The organism is Grimontia sp. SpTr1, assembly GCF_947387585.1.
GTDB lineage: Bacteria > Pseudomonadota > Gammaproteobacteria > Enterobacterales > Vibrionaceae > Enterovibrio > Enterovibrio indicus.
On the sequence record NZ_CANDOD010000010.1, the window covers coordinates 36752 to 53050 of the forward strand.

Consider the following 16299-nt stretch of genomic DNA (forward strand, 5'->3'; position numbering starts at 1 on the left):
CTTAGTTTTGATACGCGGTGTAAGATCTTTTGAAGTCTAAGGTGGAAAAACAGCGCCAATCGGCGCTGTTTTCAGAACGATGATGTGGAACATCAAGATAGATAGAAGAAATCAAAATCATCAGCGCTGATGTCTTCCGCGTTGATGTTTTTCAGCAGCACATTGACGTTGTCATCAACATATTCCGTCTCTCCGCCGAAGTCGAATTTACGGATCATCTGAATCAAGGTGTCATCGCCTTGCTGTGTGATGATGAAATCATCAAAGTTAATCTCGGCGTAGTGGATGTTGTTGAATGCGATCTTATCGATACCAATTTCAAAATCAGTGATGGTATCTGTTTCAACGCTGCTGCTGTAAGTCTGTCGAGCGTCGCTTAAGACAAAAGTGTCTGCACCTTGTCCGCCAGTGAGGGTATCGTAACCTTCGTCGCCTTGCAGCCAGTCATCTCCGTCGCCTCCTTCCAATATATCGTTGCCCTTACGCCCAAACAGTGAGTCATCACTGGCGCCACCGACGATGTGGTTGGCGGAGTTTCTGCCAATCAAAGTGAAGGAAATCTGCTCATCTGAAAAGTCATCAAGCTGAACATTTTGAAGAGTGGAGATGGCTGTTGATGAGCCTTGAATTACGACATCATTGCCTACTTGCTTAATCAAATCACTTGCTCTGAATATATTGTCTTCGTTAGCTAGGAATCGGATTGTGTTGTCATCCAGCAAGTGGGTAATATTCAGCGAATCAACGGCCACTTCAAAGTCCGTGATGGTATCTTCATATCTGTAGTTATTGAACGAGTTCCAATCATAGCTGTTAAAGCCAGCCAACTCGGTGCTGAAATGACCAATCACAAAGGTGTCAGCGCCTTCGCCTCCGGAGAGTTGGTTCTCTCCCTCTCCAGCATGGAGTCTGTCGTTCCCTTGACCACCGTCAAGGCTATCGTTACCACCATCACCAGACAGCTCATCATCGCCTTCACCGCCGAGGAGTGTGTCATGACCTCCGCCTCCAATTAGGGTATCGTTCCCGCCGCGGCCTTCGAGAGTGTCGCTGCCGGAGTTGCCATCAAGAGAGTCATCGCGGTTGCCACCGATAAGTGTATTCCCAATACCGTCTGATGCAGCGCGTAGGAGAAGTGTGATGTCATCTAATGCTATTGAGTCTGGGTCAACGCCTTCTAGATAGATTTCAAAGCCTAGGTCAGCTTTGAGGACCGTGCCATTTTCGTAGGCGGTAGGTGCCAAGCTTGATGGTGAGAAAGTCAGACTCGGTCTATCTGAATAATCAAAACCGTAGTAACTGATAGTCGCTTTAAATATCAATTGGTCTTCGTTAACGTCAAAGTCCTTAATCGTCGTGATACCACTGGACCCAAACTGGAGATCGAACGTATCGGCACCTTCACCACCCGCCAAAATCTCTTTTTTACCGTAACTGATTAGCGTGTCATTTCCTGCTCCACCATCCGCATAGTGAGTCGCGGTGATGACGTCGTGCCGTTTATCACCGAAAACCCATTGGTTTGATTGAAAGCTACCGCCATAGTGCCAAGACTCTCCAATGTGCGCTCCCCAAGTACTCAGGGAATCATTGAAGGTCGATGTGCTTGTAAACGAAAAATCGTCGGCGGATAACAAGGAAGCGTTGGTATTGTTCAGGGTAATGGTGGAGCCATTAGACAGAGTAATCACAGCTTTTGAGCCCACTTGCTCGATAACCAGATCATCAAAGTCAGAGGCAATCGCTGTATCGATGGCGATGGTATCAATGCCAATTTCGAAGTCGGCTATTTTGTCATGCCCAGTGAAATAGGAGGGTATCGAATTTGCACTTTTGGCGAGGTCAAAATACAAGGAAGTGCCAAAATGGAAAGTGTCCGAGCCTGCACCGCCATGAAACCATTGATTATTGGCATTGCCGGACAGGATATCATCCCCTGACCCAGCGAACAGGACAGCTCCATTTCCTAGACTGCCGACAACGTGGAGGACATCATTTCCCTCGCCCCCCAATAGCGTGTCTTTGTTGCCAAGGCTCGTTAATACGTCATTGCCACTGCCACCCCTTGCAACATCATTTCCATAGCCTTCCACCCAGTCATCACCCGCACCCCCTATAAGAGTATCGGATGAGCTTGAATCTCCATGAACTCTGTCATTTCCGCTGCCACCAATCGCCAGTTCAGACTCAAAAATAACATCGTTGCCAGTACCACCCATGGCAAGGTCCTGTCCGTCACCACCATTTAGGTAGTCGTTCCCTACACCACCAGAAAGTGTATCGTTGCCCCCAATGCTGTTGATACCATTAATCTCGTAGTCACCATAAAGAATATCGTCGCCATCTCCACCATTAAGCGTATCATTGCCGGTGACACTACTATGTGAGACGGTTCGATAGTCACCGTATAGGGTATCGTTACCTGTTCCGCCGTTCAGAGTGTCATCACCATCGTCGTTGGCGGGGCGCCAATCGGCCCTAAACGATTCGCCGCCATACAAGGTATCGTCGCCGTCACCGCCATTCAGGACATCATGATCACCGCCGCCACTGAGTGTATCGTTACCGCCACCGCCATTGAGGGTGTCATTATCGTTATCTCCATCCAGCGTAGATCTATCATTCCCATAAACAGTCAGAGTATCGTTCCCATCACCACCTGAGAGAGAGCCTCCATCTTCGTCTATCAGAATGTCGTCTCCAGCCTCTCCGTAGAGGGAATCCCAGCCCTGATTACCATGAAGTAAATCGTTACCTTGCCCCCCATAGAGTGTGTCATGATCTGCACCTCCATTCAGGATGTCGTTTCCGTCACCGCCATAAAGCCTATCGTTACCGGCATCTCCACTCAGAGAGTCATCACCTTCATCACCATAGAGAGTGTCTCTGCCATCGCCACCATAGAGCTTATCCTGGTCGGCACCACCGTATAATTTGTCGTTGTCTTGCTCGCCGAAAAGCTCATCATTACCTTCGCCCCCATGGAGAGTATCGTTTAGGGTGCCACCGTATAATTTGTCGTTGCCTTCCTCACCATAAAGCTTGTCGTCACCTATGCCGCCATATAACTCATCCTCTCCCAGGCCACCATATAAGGTATCTTTGCCACCATCGCCATAGAGGAAGTCATTTCCGCCATAGCCATAGAGCTTATCGTCAAGACTGCCACCATATAGCTCGTCGGTGCTCTCGTGACCATAAAGGGTGTCTTTTCCACCGAGCCCGTAAATACGGTTGTTACCTTCGACACCGTAGAGGACGTCGTCGTTTTCTGTACCGGTAATCTCGTTATAGGTAGTGGTTGTATAAACGAAATCTGTAAGTTCAAGGGGGGCTGAACTGAGCGTGAGTGAATACGTTCCTTCGTTAGAAAGACTGAGTTCTTGAATAGACATACCTATCTCCATGGAATGCTTTCCGTCGGCGATAATATTTAACGTTCAAGACGGAATGAGAAATTTTTGAATCGGGGCTGATAATTGTTTTTGGCCATCAAAACTGATTACAAAACAAAGCGCGTTAACAAGTCTGTATTAGTATTTGGACAGATGAGCATTGAATGGTGCCTGTTCACAAATTAGTGCAAAAAGGAGCATAGAGAATGGATGTTCAACAGGAATAGTGAGCATTGAATGGGTTTGGAACCGGGAAAAGAAAAGGGGGTAATAGACCCCCGCGAAAAGACCCTATATCCAAAAAAATTGCCGGATAGCCCGGCAAAAAGTTTTGGTTAGAACTTTAAATTATTTCGGGCATTTTGCATGTTACTGCCCGTTAGAAAAGTTGGACTCTCTTTGTTCATCGCTTTAATTTTGGGAAGTTCTCCCATCTGTGCATTGAGTACGTCGGCAGCATGATTGAGTGCAACCCATTGATGGTCTATTGTCGTTTCGGTTTGCACATAAATATGATGCCCGGCGTCACCAAATTCTTTCAGGTAATAGGTGACATCATCAGTGTTGTTCTCATCTCCAATATCATTCAATCCCAACGAGTTGTTGCCGAGGATGCAGTTTGTGTCTGCCTCTTCAATACATTTATCCATTAACTCTTTTGTGAACTGCGGCTTTGTTGTCCAAATCAATTCGTCATTAACAACCTCGTAGTCATTCCACATGTTGTACGCCATGGCGATTGGGGTGTTGTCCCATTTCTTCGCAGCAACTTTTATTTGCCAGCGAAGGCATGATTTGTCGCTTTCCAGGGTCATACCTCCATTTAGCAAGGCCTGCACGTTGTGTTTTCCGTCTGGTCGGTTGTAATCGCCTTTGTTGCGCCACATTGTTTCAGCATGGTGTGTCATGCAGCCAGAAACAGCGAGCTCTCTGATCACTGGAACACTGTCGTATCTATCGGCAAGTTTCTCTTGCAGGTCTCTCCAGTGTGTTCTGAAAGATGGCTTCCAATGGGAGGGGATGATGCCTTGTTTGTTATTTTTGAAATAGGCTCTTACGCCGCACATTTCTTCTGCTGTAGCGTTCTGCCCTTTCTCACAATTTTTCAGCTTGTATTTCCCTTTGTGCCAATGGTAAGTGAGCCATTTAGGAGAAAAAACACCTGAAAAGACGCGTAATTTAATGCCTAGGGTGTTAGTTGTTTCAGGGTCATTGTTCCACTCATTGACGCGTGCAATCGCCTGATCAATGACATTATTCTCGGTGATTGGCCCCGCTTCTTCTTTCTGAAGGTGACGCCATTCAACCTGAACGACGAGTCCATCAATATATTCGCCGATAGGCTTTTGCTCTATTTGCCCATCACTTGTTTCAACAGAAACGAGTTGATAAGGGTCGTCGTAGCCATTTCGATCAGAGGTAAAGTTGTTGACTGAGCCATCTACATCGCCACGCAGCACGAAGCCTGTAATACGTTCTTTAGGCTCTGCAAGGGCAGGGTTTGCATTCAAAATCAGTAACAGTGCTAAGACAGACTTTATAAGGCTTTTCATTGGTTCCTCCATGAACCATTAAGAATGCTGGGGAAGTGTTGAACCCCAGCATTCAAATAGTGAATTAAACGAAATCAAACATATCGCTGGTCACTTTGTTGGCGTTGAAGTCTTCCAACGTCACTGTTGTGTGGTTGCCCAGATCAAGCACGGTATCGGCACCAACTTGGGTAATACTAATTTGGTTGAATTTCGTCAGCAGAGAGCTGTCGATTTGTATTTTGTCGCCTTGGCCTTTGCTGAAATCAGCGATGGTGTCGTTATGATCACGATATTCGAAAAAGAAGGTATCTGCGCCGAAACCACCCACCAAATAGTCATCGCCGTTGCCACCAACGAGCAGGTCATCACCATTCTCGCCGTACAGACAGTCATCTTCGCCGCCACCATACAGTTTGTCACTGTTGGCACCGCCTTTAAGGATGTCGTTACCCATGTGACCTTCGAGAATGTCAGCATGATAACCACCGTCCAGGTAGTCATTGCCTTTACCACCATTCAGGTAGTCTTCACCGGCTTCACCATACAGAGTGTCATGGCCATCGGAACCGCGGAGTTCATCATTGTTGTTGCCGCCATACAGGGTGTCATTGCCCGTACCGCCATGCATGTAATCCAACATATTGCCGCCGTACATGGTGTCGTTTCCTGCACCACCTAGCATGCGGTCATCATTGCCTTCGCCGTGCATGATGTCGTCGCCGTCGCCACCGACCAGGTAGTCGTTGCCACCGCCGCCATAAAGTTCATCGTTACCGACATCACCGTAAAGTTCATCACCACCGCTGCCGCCGTAAAGCTTGTCATCGCCTAAGCCACCACCCAATTTGTCAGCGCCGTCTTCGCCTCTCAGCTGATCGTTGTCGGCGCCACCATAAAGCTGGTCGTTTTCGCTACCACCCCAGAGTGAATCCTGGCCTTCGCCACCGCGGATAAAGTCTTCGCCTTCATTGCCCCACAGTACGTCGTTGCCTTCATCGCCATTTATCTCGTCGTTGCCTTCATTACCGAAGAGGACATCGTTACCCAAGCCGCCGCTAACAAAGTCATCTCCTTCGTTGCCTCGTGCTTTGTCGTCGCCATCACCACCATAAAGGTTATCTTGGCCTTCACCGCCATAAAGATCGTCAGCGCCGGTTCCGCCATACAGGTTATCGTCACCATCAAAGCCCTCAACCCGGTCATCGCCCGAATCACCGTAAAGGTTGTCATTCGACAGACCACCACGTACCCAGTCGTTCCCCGCGTCACCATGCACTTCATCTGTGCCTTTACCGCCGATAACAGTGTCATCACCATCACCGCCATAGATAAAGTCTGTGCCGTCCCACCCTTCGATGTAGTCATTTCCGCCGTTGCCATAGATAAAATCGACGCCATTTGTGCCGATGATGTGGTCATCATTTTCTGTTCCATTAATGATGTTGGCCATTTGATGCTCCGTTTGTCTGATTGAGAAAAATCGATCGCGATGTAAGCGCTTTCTTGCCAGCGGAATCTGACGTATCAGCGGATGAGTTTCTATACTGAAAGGTCTCAGAAATGAGATAGTTTCTGTCGAATTAATTGCCGGACTGCTTAAAGGGGGAGTGTGGTGGGAAAAACGCGATATTTTTTAGTTTTCGCTAAATAAAATAAGTAACTCTTTAAAAATCATAGGGATGAATTGCTTGGTTGTTTACAGTTTTGATGCTGTCACTAAGAAGATTCTAAAAATATTCGACATGAGAAAATAAGAAAGTATGGAATTAGAATGAAATGCTGTTGGAAGAGAAAAAAAATGGGAATTTTTACCATTTTTCTGGGTATTTCGTGTGACTCATTCGAATTAGTTGTTGATATGGAGCGTTTGAATATATATGTAATTCTATTGATTATTCTTTCGGTTTGGGGTTTATCTGTTTGATATATAGAAAATAAGAGGCTGGGAAGCCTCTTACTTCAGAATATTTCAATGCTCTTGACTTCAACAATATAATTGAACAATTTTGGGCATTACTCTCTCGCTACTTAAGAAGTTTCACATGCGCTTCCATCTCTTCGCCGATTTGTTTACGCATGTTCATCAGGCGAATGGCAGATTGTTCAAGCTCTTTGTCTTCGTCAGTTTCCGGCACCCATTTCGGAATAGGTGTAGGCTTACCGTTTTCGTCCACGGCCACCATGATGACGATACAATGGGTAGTTAGACGATTCTTCATCTCTTTCGGATCACTGGCCTGCACATCAATTGCAATATGCATGGAAGATGTGCCCGTATAGATGACTTTGGCACTGACTTCGACAAGGTTGCCAACGTGAATCGGTTGCACGAAGCGAATACCGCCAGCGTATGCCGTTATGCAATATTTACCACTCCATGCTGCTGCATTTGCGTAGGCTGCAAGGTCAATCCATTTCATCACGGCACCACCGTGTACCTTTCCGCCAAAGTTAACGTCTCCGGGCTCTGCCAGAAAACGTAATGTCATTTCCCTTTGTCCTGCACTCATTCTTTGTCCTTACTGCATGAGATCTCTTGGGTATATTCTATTTATAACAAACGCAGTAAAGGCTGTAGAGCTTTATCGAAATTTCTTATGGTTAGCGATTAACGTTAGCCATTGAAGTGCACGCTGGCAGCAATTTTCATTAACTGGCTGATAGCTTCTTCTTCGGTAAAGGTATCGTCGTTGAAATAGTGGTTAATCAGCTCAAGCATGGCTTCCTGAAGTTGGGGGGCGACAGCCATGGAATCGGACATGCTGGGGAGTAGGGTGTTGTTTGCTTCGGCTTGAACAAATGCCTGTTTGGATGCTTTGGCGCAGAGATCAAATGGCGTCATGTCGACATCTTTGAGAATGGGAATTGAGCCTTTCTTCTGGTTAAAGCGGGACTGAAAATCAGAGGAAACCAAGGTGTTTGCCAGTTGATTCGCCATGTTTTCAGACGCTTCTGTTCTCAGCCGGAATAACACAAAACTATCGACATTGTAGATAAAGGTATTGGCGGTTCCCGGTGCGGGCAGGCAGTCATAATCTTGATTAGGGGTGAGTTTCATATAACTGAGCTCGCCCTTCACCCAGTCTCCCTGAAGCTGCATGGCGGCTTTCCCCTCTGCCATATTTAACGTCGCGGCGTCCCATGAAACGGGTATTGATGGGTCAGTCATATAAGGCTTGAGGCGACGGAATGTCTTAAATAGCTCAACGGTTTTTTGATTTGTTACCAAGGCATCATCAAACTCAATCAGGAGTTCACGATAGTAATCGCTGCCATAAAGACCCAGTGCGAGCACTTCAAACAGAATCGCCAGTTGCCAAGGCTCATTGCCAATAGAAAGGGCGGGGATTCCCTGTGCTTTCAGCGCGTCAGCTACGCTGAAAAACTCATCCCAATCCGTTGGTGGAGTGAGCTTATTTTCGTCAAAAACAGCCTTGTTTACCCATAGCCAGTTAACGCGGTGAATGTTGACTGGGGCGGCAACAAAGTGATTTTTGTAGGTGTTGATGCTGGTGGCAATATCAGGGAGTCTTTCATCCCACTTTTGCTCGGTGGCGACAGAGTGTAAATCAGAAACAAACCCTAATGTTGCCCACGACTGAATACCCGGTCCTTCAATCAGCGCCATTTCCGGCGGGTTTCCGGCAATGGCTCTGGCTTGTAAAACGGTCATCGCAGTATCGCCACCACCGCCATGAACGGGCGAACTTTTTAAGGCAATACCTTGTTGTTCGAGCGCAGATTCCAGCTCTGCCAATGCCTCACGTTCGCCGTTCGACGTCCACCAGTGAAGTAACTCGACGGCATTACCCATTGAGGGGAAACTGGCTGCCAGCAAAGCGGTGGCGAGAAGGGTTCTTTTCATTGTTATTCCTCTCTTGGTAGCGACAGAGTGACAACGAGGCCACCATCTGCGTGATTTTGCAAAACCAACTTGCCGGCATGACCACGAACAATATTGCGCACGATACTCAACCCAAGCCCTGTGCCTTCTTCCTTTTCCTGATGGATGCGGAAGTAGGGCTCGAACACGCGCTCGCGAAGCTCATCCGGAATACCGGGGCCTTGGTCGCGGATTTTAATCACCAGATTACGGGGAGTATCCAGCACGCTGACATCCACGTGTCCTCCATATTTCACGCCGTTTTCTATCAGGTTGTGCAGCATTCGTTTTATGGCAACGGGTTTACACAGAAACGATTGGGAAGCAGAGCCCAAAACGCTGACCTGACTTTCTCCAGAGCCATAGAAGGCGCTTATTTCCTCAAGGACAGCGTTGATATTGACCCATTCGACCTGTTCGCGGATATCTGTGTCTTTGATGTAGTGCAGGGCACCTTGCACCATAAACTCGAGCTCGTTGAGTGAACGTTCAAAACGGATTTTGGTTTCTTCATCATCCAGCATTTCCGTGCGAAGTTTCAGGCAAGCAATAGGGGTTTTGAGATCATGGGATATCGCGCCGAACAGCAAGTCCCGGTCACGTATATAAGCGCGGATGCGACGGTTCATGGTGTTGAATGCATGGACGGCGGCAATGAGTTCGCCGCTGCCTTCTTCTTTAATAATGGGCGCATCCATCTTGCTTCCCATCAATTTGGCTGCGCGGGCTAGATTCTTAATTGGCTTGATCTCCCGGCGCACGATCAGCCAGGTACAAAGTAAAACAAACACCGAGGTCAGCAGGATGAAATTAAGCTGGCGAGCATCGAGAAAGCGTGATTCCAGCGAGACATAAGGTGCAGGAAGGTTCGTGGCCAGATACAACCATTGCTCCGGTGCATCGGGCGCGCTTTGCTCATTGGGGAGCTTGAACTGCATCACCAGCACGGGTGGGTCGTCTTTCACTTTTTCGATAGTGTAGCGGGCAAAGGCGCGTGGAATATCGTCAAGTGGCACTTCGGCATCGTAAACCCGCAAATCGTCGCGTTTGCTGAAGTTAATGTCGATGGGGATTTGCTGGCCAAGCGTTCTTTTCAGCACTTCGCTGACGGTTTGTTCCAGCTCCTGCTTTCTCTCCGATGCCGCTAATCCCCTAGCGTCAATTCTCTTGCTGTTGAGCGAGATAAAAAAACGGGTTCCGCCCATACTGCGATTTTGCTCTAGCACCAAATGGCGGCTCGATTTAGGCAGTTTGCGATAATAAGAGACAGTGAATGCCGCATTGGAGGCAATGCTTTCCAGCGCGTTTTCCAAGCCTTCTTTTTCCTGCATATAGCTGTATCGATACCAGACCGCGCTGGTCAGTGCCTGCGATGTCAGAATGACCAGAGAAAGCATCAGAATAAAACGGCTGGCGAGACCCAACGGCCAGATTCGATTGAGCAGCTTACCTTTCGTTTCGTACTTATCGTCTTCTTTTGGTTGAGGCTCAGGCTTCATGAATCACATCCGCACTCAGCATATAACCTTCATTGCGAAGGGTGCGGATCAGCGAATGGTCCTGATCTTCCAGTTTGGCGCGAAGACGACTGACCTGAATATCTATACCGCGTTCGAGTGGCATGGCTTCACGGCCGCGAATGGTTTCAGAAATAATGTTGCGGCTAAGGGGTTTGTTAGGGTGGCGAAGGAAAAGACTAAGCAAAGAGAAATCAGCGCCTGACAGGGTGGTTTCATCACCGCTCGGCGTCACTAGAACCCTTGCAAGAGTATCGAGCTTCCAATCGAGAAAACAAATATAACGCGCGCCTTCTAAACCCTGATTGAACTGAGAACGACGCAGCAGTGCTTTAATACGCGCCAACAATTCACGTGGGCTGAAGGTTTTGGTGATGTAATCATCCGCGCCCAGCTCTAATCCGGTGACACGGTCGATTTCATCGGTCACGGCAGTAAGCATGATGATAGGGACGTTGGAGGTTTTACGGATTTGGCTACAGAGCGTGAAGCCATCGTCTCCCGGTAGCATCACGTCGAGGATAATCAGGCTCGGCTCTCCCTGATCCAGCACCTTGTGCATCTGCTCACCATCGACGGCGGTCACAACGTCGAAGCCTGATTTGGTCAGGTAAGCACTGAGCGCATCTCTCAGTTCCTCGCTGTCATCGACAATCAAAATCCTTTTCTGAAATGCCATGATTCATCTCCTTGTTTTCCTCAGGACAATCATGGCATTGGGGAAAATTTGGACGGGGGATGGGCGGCGATTATGCGAACGATTTCACAGCTTTTTCTAGGGCAATTCAACTATGTAACCGTGTTGATACAAACCGATTTCCAAATGATACCTAAGGCGGATCTCAGCGAAATAAGATGAAAGCATCCCGACACATTGAGGCCGGGAAACACACACTTCATTTAAGAGGGATCTGTTATGTTCAGCTCATTCTTTGGACAAGCACAAAAAGTCGGGCGTTCGCTGATGCTGCCTGTCGCTGTGTTACCAGCGGCGGGTTTGATGCTCGGTGTCGGTAACTTTGGTTTAACGCAACAACTGTTCTTCCCAGATGCGTTCTGGTCAATCATGATGCAATCCGCGGATATGATTTTCGGCAACATCACGCTGCTATTTGTCATTGGTGTCGCGATTGGTTTGGCGAAAAACAATGATGGTACCGCCGCATTGGCTGCTGTGGCAGGCTGGATTGTGTTTAACGCCGCCATGGGACAAACCGTTGTACTTCGTGGCATAGAGGAGCATCAGGGGTATTTGACCCAGATGATAGGAATAAACAGCCTGAACACCGGGATATTCGGTTCGCTCCTGATTGGTTCGTTTGCGGCTTACTTCTTTAACCGATTCCACACTATCAAGCTGCCAGACTATCTCGCCTTTTTTGCCGGTAAGCGTTTTGTGCCGATCATTACTGCCTTTGTGTCGCTGTTCCTCGGTATTGCCTGTGCCTTTGTCTGGCCGCTGGTGAGTGCCGGTATTTACGGTGGTATTGATGCAGTCAGTGGGCTTGGTCAGCCAGCGGCATTCGGTATCTATGGCTTTGTAGAGCGCGCGCTGATCCCACTGGGATTGCACCATGTGTGGAATGCGGTGTGGTTCTTTGAAGTAGGTAGCTTCGTGAACGAAAACGGCGATGTGGTGCGCGGTGAGCTGCAACGCTTCTTTGCAGGTGACAAAACAGCAACTGGTCTTGGGGGCGGCTTTATGTACACCATGTGGGCTTTGCCAGCGGCTGCATTGGCGATGTATCACTGCGCTGCACCAGAGAAAAAAGTCATGGTGGGTGGTTTGATGGCATCCGCCGCGTTCACCTCTTGGTTAACAGGTATTACTGAACCTGTCGAATTCACCTTCCTGTTTGTCGCACCGGTTCTGTACTTTGTGCACTGTGTACTGACAGGCATTGGCTTTGCTATCACGAACTACTTTGAAATCCTCCACAGCACCGATTTTGCCCACGGCGCGCTGCAGTTCTTCCTCTACTGGGGGCTGTCAGAGAATGCTGCGCTTTACGCCATCATTGGTCCTCTTTGGGCGGCGCTTTACTACTTCCTGTTCCGTTTCGCGATTACAGCGTTCGATTTGAAAACGCCGGGTCGCGAAGGGGAAACCGAAGCAGAAGCTGCGACATCCAATGTTGTTGGAGAAGAACTGGCTCACAACTTGGTGTTTGCTATGGGCGGCAAGAGCAATATCCAAAATGTGGATGCCTGTATCACCCGACTGCGTGTGAACCTGAAGGACATCAAGCAAGCCAATATCGACTCGATTAAAGCGCTGGGTGCTGTCGATGTGGTGGTGGTTGGTGACAATTTGCAGGCTATCTTTGGAACTCAATCTGACAACATAAAAACGGATATGACTGCGGTGCTCGGTTCTTCCTAATTCCCCCAGGAGGGTAGAGTGTCGCTCATATAGGGGCTGGCGAGCTCCTTCTGACTCTTGCGGTGCTTCGGCACCGCTTTTTTTGTTATTTCTCGCAATTTCAATGTTCACCACCGAAACGGAGTGGGATAATGCTCGCCGCTTTGTTCTTTTCATTTTTGGTGTGGAATGTTGTCTGAAAGACGCGCTTCTTTGATTTTGTTGTTTGCTACCGTGTTGGCGGCCTGGGGCTGGATTTTCTCTAAAGAGGCGATTCAAGGACTGCCCCCATTTGGTTTTGTTGGCCTTCGCTTTATTGCTGCATCCCTGTTTTTAGTTCCTTTCTGCCTAAAGGCATTCAAACGCTCAGAAAAGGCTGATCTTATCCGTGCGGGTGGGGTTGGAAGCATCCTCTCTTGTGCTCTGCTCTCATGGATTTATGCCATGTCCGTTAGCACCTCAATCGGTGAGGGTGCATTCATCATGAGCCTTTCCATGCTGTTTGTACCACCGATTGCTTGGTTGCTGTTTAAGCAAGCACCGCCGCGCATCTTCTGGGTGTCGATGCCTATCGCAGTGTGTGGTCTGGCACTGCTGTCACTTGGTGGTGTGGGTTGGCAGTTATCTGCAAGCCAAATCTGGTTCCTGCTGGCAGCTATCTGTCTGGCGATTCATTTCAATGCCAACAGCCGTTACGCCCAGCGTATTCCTGCGTTAGTACTGACCTGCGTGCAACTGTTTGTGACAGGTGTGGTGGCAACGATTGCGTCACTGCTCACGGAAACCTGGCCAGAACATGTGCCATCAAATATCTGGGTGTGGTTTGGGCTCAGCGTGCTTGTCGCGACCAGCCTACGTTATCTAATGCAAACCTTGGGGCAGAAAGGCGCGAGTGCAGCAAATGCGGCAATCATTATGATTCTGGAACCCGTTTGGACCGTGATTCTGAGTGTGGTGTGGTATCACGAAGCCATGCCTGCCCACAAGATTGCGGGCTGTTCGCTGATTTTGGCATCCTTGCTGATTTATCGTGGGGCGCAGCCGCTTCGTAACCTTATCCGTAGGAACACAAAAAGCGGCAGCTTGTAACCAATATAAGTAAACAAAGGCGACTTAATGTCGCCTTTTCCTTAACCATTATCCGGCGTGCAGTAAATCAACACCCGCTTTTCACTGTTTCCTCGCTTTTCGCAGTTATCGAAGACATTCACTTCTTTGGTGGAGTGAACAATAAAGGCCGGTTGGTTTAACCCTTCAATGGTAACGGCGAGCTCTCCCTGTGCCTTGCGCGCTTTTCCATCCGAATAATACTGAGCAGAAAAAGGTCTGTGCCCGACGTAATATAGGTCTGAAAATTGCGCTTCTGGCTGCTTTTGCCAAAGCGACATCAGCGAATTCTCGCCAGTTTTTCCGGTTACGCCGAGTGATAGTGCCGTGGCTGCTCCCATGATAAGTGCTGGCGTGATAAAGCCTGTTAGATAGACCTTTGACGTCAGCGGTTTTTCGCTCTGATAGGCAGCAATCAGAAGCGCAAAGGCAGGAATGCCTGGCATGACATAACTTGAAAGTATGTTCCCCGCGAAAGTGAACAGTAGCAATGGGGCGAGCATCCAGCACCACAGGAACTGGATATAGTTGTTAGAGATACTTTCTGAGCCGGCGCGAAAGCGACGGAAAAGCTGGTAGAAGAAAACGGGTGTCCAGGGAAGCGCTGCAAGAATGGCGAACAGCCAGATAGTGCCACGAGCTTCGTTGTGGGCAGTGCCGTAGAGATCGCCTTCCCAACCGGAAACCACGAACCGCATAAAATGCTCGCCAATCAGGAAGTAATTCAAAAAGCCCGGCGTTTGCCATTCGGCAATCAGGTACCAAGGCAGCGCAATGGCTAACATCAGCGGGAGTCCGCTTCTCCAAGGTAGCATTCGAAATGGTTGCAGCCACCGACCGCCAATACATATCCAAAGCCCCAGACTGATACCAACCAATACCAGCGTCAGTGGACCTTTTGCCAGTAAGCCAATGGCCAAACCAACGAAGAACAGATAACCGGCAGTTTTGGATTGACGTTCCAGCGCTAGCCAATAACTGGTCATGGAGGTGGTAATACCTAATGTTAAGGCCGTGTCTGTCATTACAGCGCCAGAAATGACGATGAATATTGCACAGCTCGCCAAAACAGCGGCCGCCAGCGCAGCTTCAGAGCGTGATTTTCCTGCTTTTATGGCGAAAAGGTAAACCAACCCAATGATCCCCATACCGACTATGAGATGAGGGAGTCTCACTGCAAATTCGTTGTTGCCAAAAAGGGCAATGCCGCCTGCACTAAGCCATGTGAATAGTGGCGGCTTACCCCAAAAAGGCACGTCATAGTCGAACATCGGGGTCACCCAGTTTTGGGTTTCGAACATGATGCGCGCCATTTCACCATATCTTGCTTCTGTGGTGTCCATCAGAGGGTACATAGCAAGGGAAGCGAAACGGACAATCAAAGATACAGCGATCATGGCGATCGCCAATTGCCAAAGGCTTAAAGACGAAAGTTTGTTGAAGAGGGTTTTCATTGTGTTTTCTCAGTAACAGCTTTTGATGAATGTGTCGCGGGTGCGGTGAAATGGGTATCAACCAAATACAGGGGGCGCTGTTTGGATTCGATAAACAACCGGCCGATGTATTCACCCATCAGGCCAATGGAGAGCAGTTGAATGCTGCCAAGAATGAGCACGACTAAGATCATGCTTGGATACCCTGCCACAGGGTCGCCCCAGATAAGGGTTTTCAAGAGAACCACTCCCGCCATGGCAGCAGCGCCCAAAGCAGTGGCAACGCCTGCAAAAGTCGCAAGGCGCAGAGGTTTGGTGCTGAAAGAGGTAATGCCTTCCACGGCGAGATTAACCAGCTTGGAAGTATTCCATTTGGTTTGGCCTGCAAGACGAGGGTCGCGGTCAAACTGCAACACAGTGCGACGGAAACCTGGCCAGGCAAAAAGTCCTTTCATAAAGCGGGTACGCTCTGGCAGATCGTTGATGGTGTCGACGACACGGCGATCCAGTAGTCTGAAATCACCGACGTTTTCGGGGATTGGCACGTCACAAAGGCGGTTCAGCACCTTATAGAATATGGCCGCGGTGTAACGCTTAAATGCGCTTTCTCCCAACCTTTCACGGCGCTGCATATCGACAACGTCATAGCCTTGTTGCCATTGTTCGACCATGTCAGAGATGAGTTCCGGTGGGTCTTGTAAATCAGCATCCAGCAGCACAACGGCTTCACCCCGTGTGGCTTTGATGCCAGCAGACATAGCAGCTTCTTTACCAAAATTGCGGCTAAGGCGGATCAGGCTTATGTCGTGCAATTCAGATGACAGTTCCGACACCATTTTCGCGCTGTCATCACTGCTTCCGTCATCGATATAAATGATTTCGCAGTGAGCTCTCAGATTGTCGAGGGCGGCTACCACGCGGTCATGGCATGCCTGAATCACCGATTCTTCGTTGTAAAACGGGATCACGACTGAAATGAGTGGTGCTATCCGTTTGTCTGAAGCCGGTGAAATGTAGTGAATTACTGTCATCGTCGTCACTCCTTGCTATGTTGAAAGCAAGGTAAA

The 16299-nt window shown here is 48.7% G+C and carries 11 protein-coding genes; 2 read left to right on the plus strand and 9 right to left on the minus strand.

What is annotated here, in order from left to right; translation table 11 throughout:
• Positions 1 to 92 precede the first annotated feature (92 nt).
• The 7 genes from QL223_RS14840 to QL223_RS14870 form a co-directional block, all read right to left on the minus strand.
• Positions 93 to 3395: a calcium-binding protein gene (locus QL223_RS14840; RefSeq protein WP_281545165.1), complete on the minus strand. Its 3303-nt coding sequence runs from the start codon at positions 3393 to 3395 to the stop codon at positions 93 to 95.
• Between the two features lie 335 nt (positions 3396 to 3730).
• Complete coding sequence (locus QL223_RS14845) at positions 3731 to 4948, minus strand: hypothetical protein (RefSeq protein WP_281545166.1); 1218 nt, start codon at positions 4946 to 4948, stop codon at positions 3731 to 3733.
• Positions 4949 to 5012: 64 nt separating this feature from the next.
• A complete protein-coding gene (locus tag QL223_RS14850; protein WP_002541648.1) occupies positions 5013 to 6380 on the minus strand; it encodes a calcium-binding protein in 1368 nt (455 codons plus the stop codon).
• 574 nt (positions 6381 to 6954) lie between these two features.
• Positions 6955 to 7440 (minus strand): acyl-CoA thioesterase, encoded by a 486-nt coding sequence (locus QL223_RS14855; protein WP_002541650.1) that lies wholly within the window; start codon positions 7438 to 7440, stop codon positions 6955 to 6957.
• Between the two features lie 104 nt (positions 7441 to 7544).
• The gene (locus QL223_RS14860; RefSeq protein ID WP_281545167.1) at positions 7545 to 8795 is read right to left on the minus strand and encodes an ABC transporter substrate-binding protein; all 1251 of its coding nucleotides are present in this window, start codon (positions 8793 to 8795) and stop codon (positions 7545 to 7547) included.
• 2 nt (positions 8796 to 8797) lie between these two features.
• The gene (locus tag QL223_RS14865) at positions 8798 to 10312 is read right to left on the minus strand and encodes an ATP-binding protein (protein ID WP_281545168.1); all 1515 of its coding nucleotides are present in this window, start codon (positions 10310 to 10312) and stop codon (positions 8798 to 8800) included.
• Positions 10302 to 11009 (minus strand): response regulator transcription factor, encoded by a 708-nt coding sequence (locus tag QL223_RS14870; RefSeq protein WP_281545169.1) that lies wholly within the window; start codon positions 11007 to 11009, stop codon positions 10302 to 10304. The genes QL223_RS14865 and QL223_RS14870 overlap by 11 nt, the downstream gene beginning before the upstream one ends.
• A gap of 237 nt (positions 11010 to 11246) precedes the next feature.
• Between QL223_RS14870 and ptsG the strand changes: the two genes are divergently transcribed.
• Both ptsG and QL223_RS14880 read left to right on the plus strand, forming a co-directional pair.
• Positions 11247 to 12713 carry a glucose-specific PTS transporter subunit IIBC gene (gene ptsG, locus QL223_RS14875; protein ID WP_281545170.1) on the plus strand — a complete coding sequence of 489 codons (1467 nt, stop codon included), beginning with the start codon at positions 11247 to 11249 and terminating at the stop codon, positions 12711 to 12713.
• Positions 12714 to 12881: 168 nt separating this feature from the next.
• Positions 12882 to 13781: a DMT family transporter gene (locus QL223_RS14880; protein ID WP_002541656.1), complete on the plus strand. Its 900-nt coding sequence runs from the start codon at positions 12882 to 12884 to the stop codon at positions 13779 to 13781.
• 41 nt (positions 13782 to 13822) lie between these two features.
• Here the strand turns inward: QL223_RS14880 and QL223_RS14885 are convergent, their stop codons facing one another.
• Together QL223_RS14885 and QL223_RS14890 are read right to left on the minus strand one after the other, a co-directional pair.
• Positions 13823 to 15253, minus strand: a complete 1431-nt coding sequence (locus QL223_RS14885) for a glycosyltransferase family 39 protein (protein ID WP_281545171.1) — start codon at positions 15251 to 15253, stop codon at positions 13823 to 13825.
• On the minus strand, positions 15250 to 16263 hold the full coding sequence (locus QL223_RS14890; protein ID WP_002541658.1) for a glycosyltransferase family 2 protein: 1014 nt from the start codon (positions 16261 to 16263) through the stop codon (positions 15250 to 15252). The genes QL223_RS14885 and QL223_RS14890 overlap by 4 nt, the downstream gene beginning before the upstream one ends.
• Positions 16264 to 16299 lie beyond the last annotated feature (36 nt).

What these genes read in the sequence shown, in the direction of transcription:
- QL223_RS14840 (WP_281545165.1), bottom strand. Translation starts at nt 3,395, where the DNA reads ATGTCTATTCAAGAACTCAGTCTTTCTAACGAAGGAACGTATTCACTC.
- QL223_RS14845 (WP_281545166.1), bottom strand. Translation starts at nt 4,948, where the DNA reads ATGAAAAGCCTTATAAAGTCTGTCTTAGCACTGTTACTGATTTTGAAT.
- QL223_RS14850 (WP_002541648.1), bottom strand. Translation starts at nt 6,380, where the DNA reads ATGGCCAACATCATTAATGGAACAGAAAATGATGACCACATCATCGGC.
- QL223_RS14855 (WP_002541650.1), bottom strand. Translation starts at nt 7,440, where the DNA reads ATGAGTGCAGGACAAAGGGAAATGACATTACGTTTTCTGGCAGAGCCC.
- QL223_RS14860 (WP_281545167.1), bottom strand. Translation starts at nt 8,795, where the DNA reads ATGAAAAGAACCCTTCTCGCCACCGCTTTGCTGGCAGCCAGTTTCCCC.
- QL223_RS14865 (WP_281545168.1), bottom strand. Translation starts at nt 10,312, where the DNA reads ATGAAGCCTGAGCCTCAACCAAAAGAAGACGATAAGTACGAAACGAAA.
- QL223_RS14870 (WP_281545169.1), bottom strand. Translation starts at nt 11,009, where the DNA reads ATGGCATTTCAGAAAAGGATTTTGATTGTCGATGACAGCGAGGAACTG.
- ptsG (WP_281545170.1), top strand. Translation starts at nt 11,247, where the DNA reads ATGTTCAGCTCATTCTTTGGACAAGCACAAAAAGTCGGGCGTTCGCTG.
- QL223_RS14880 (WP_002541656.1), top strand. Translation starts at nt 12,882, where the DNA reads ATGTTGTCTGAAAGACGCGCTTCTTTGATTTTGTTGTTTGCTACCGTG.
- QL223_RS14885 (WP_281545171.1), bottom strand. Translation starts at nt 15,253, where the DNA reads ATGAAAACCCTCTTCAACAAACTTTCGTCTTTAAGCCTTTGGCAATTG.
- QL223_RS14890 (WP_002541658.1), bottom strand. Translation starts at nt 16,263, where the DNA reads ATGACAGTAATTCACTACATTTCACCGGCTTCAGACAAACGGATAGCA.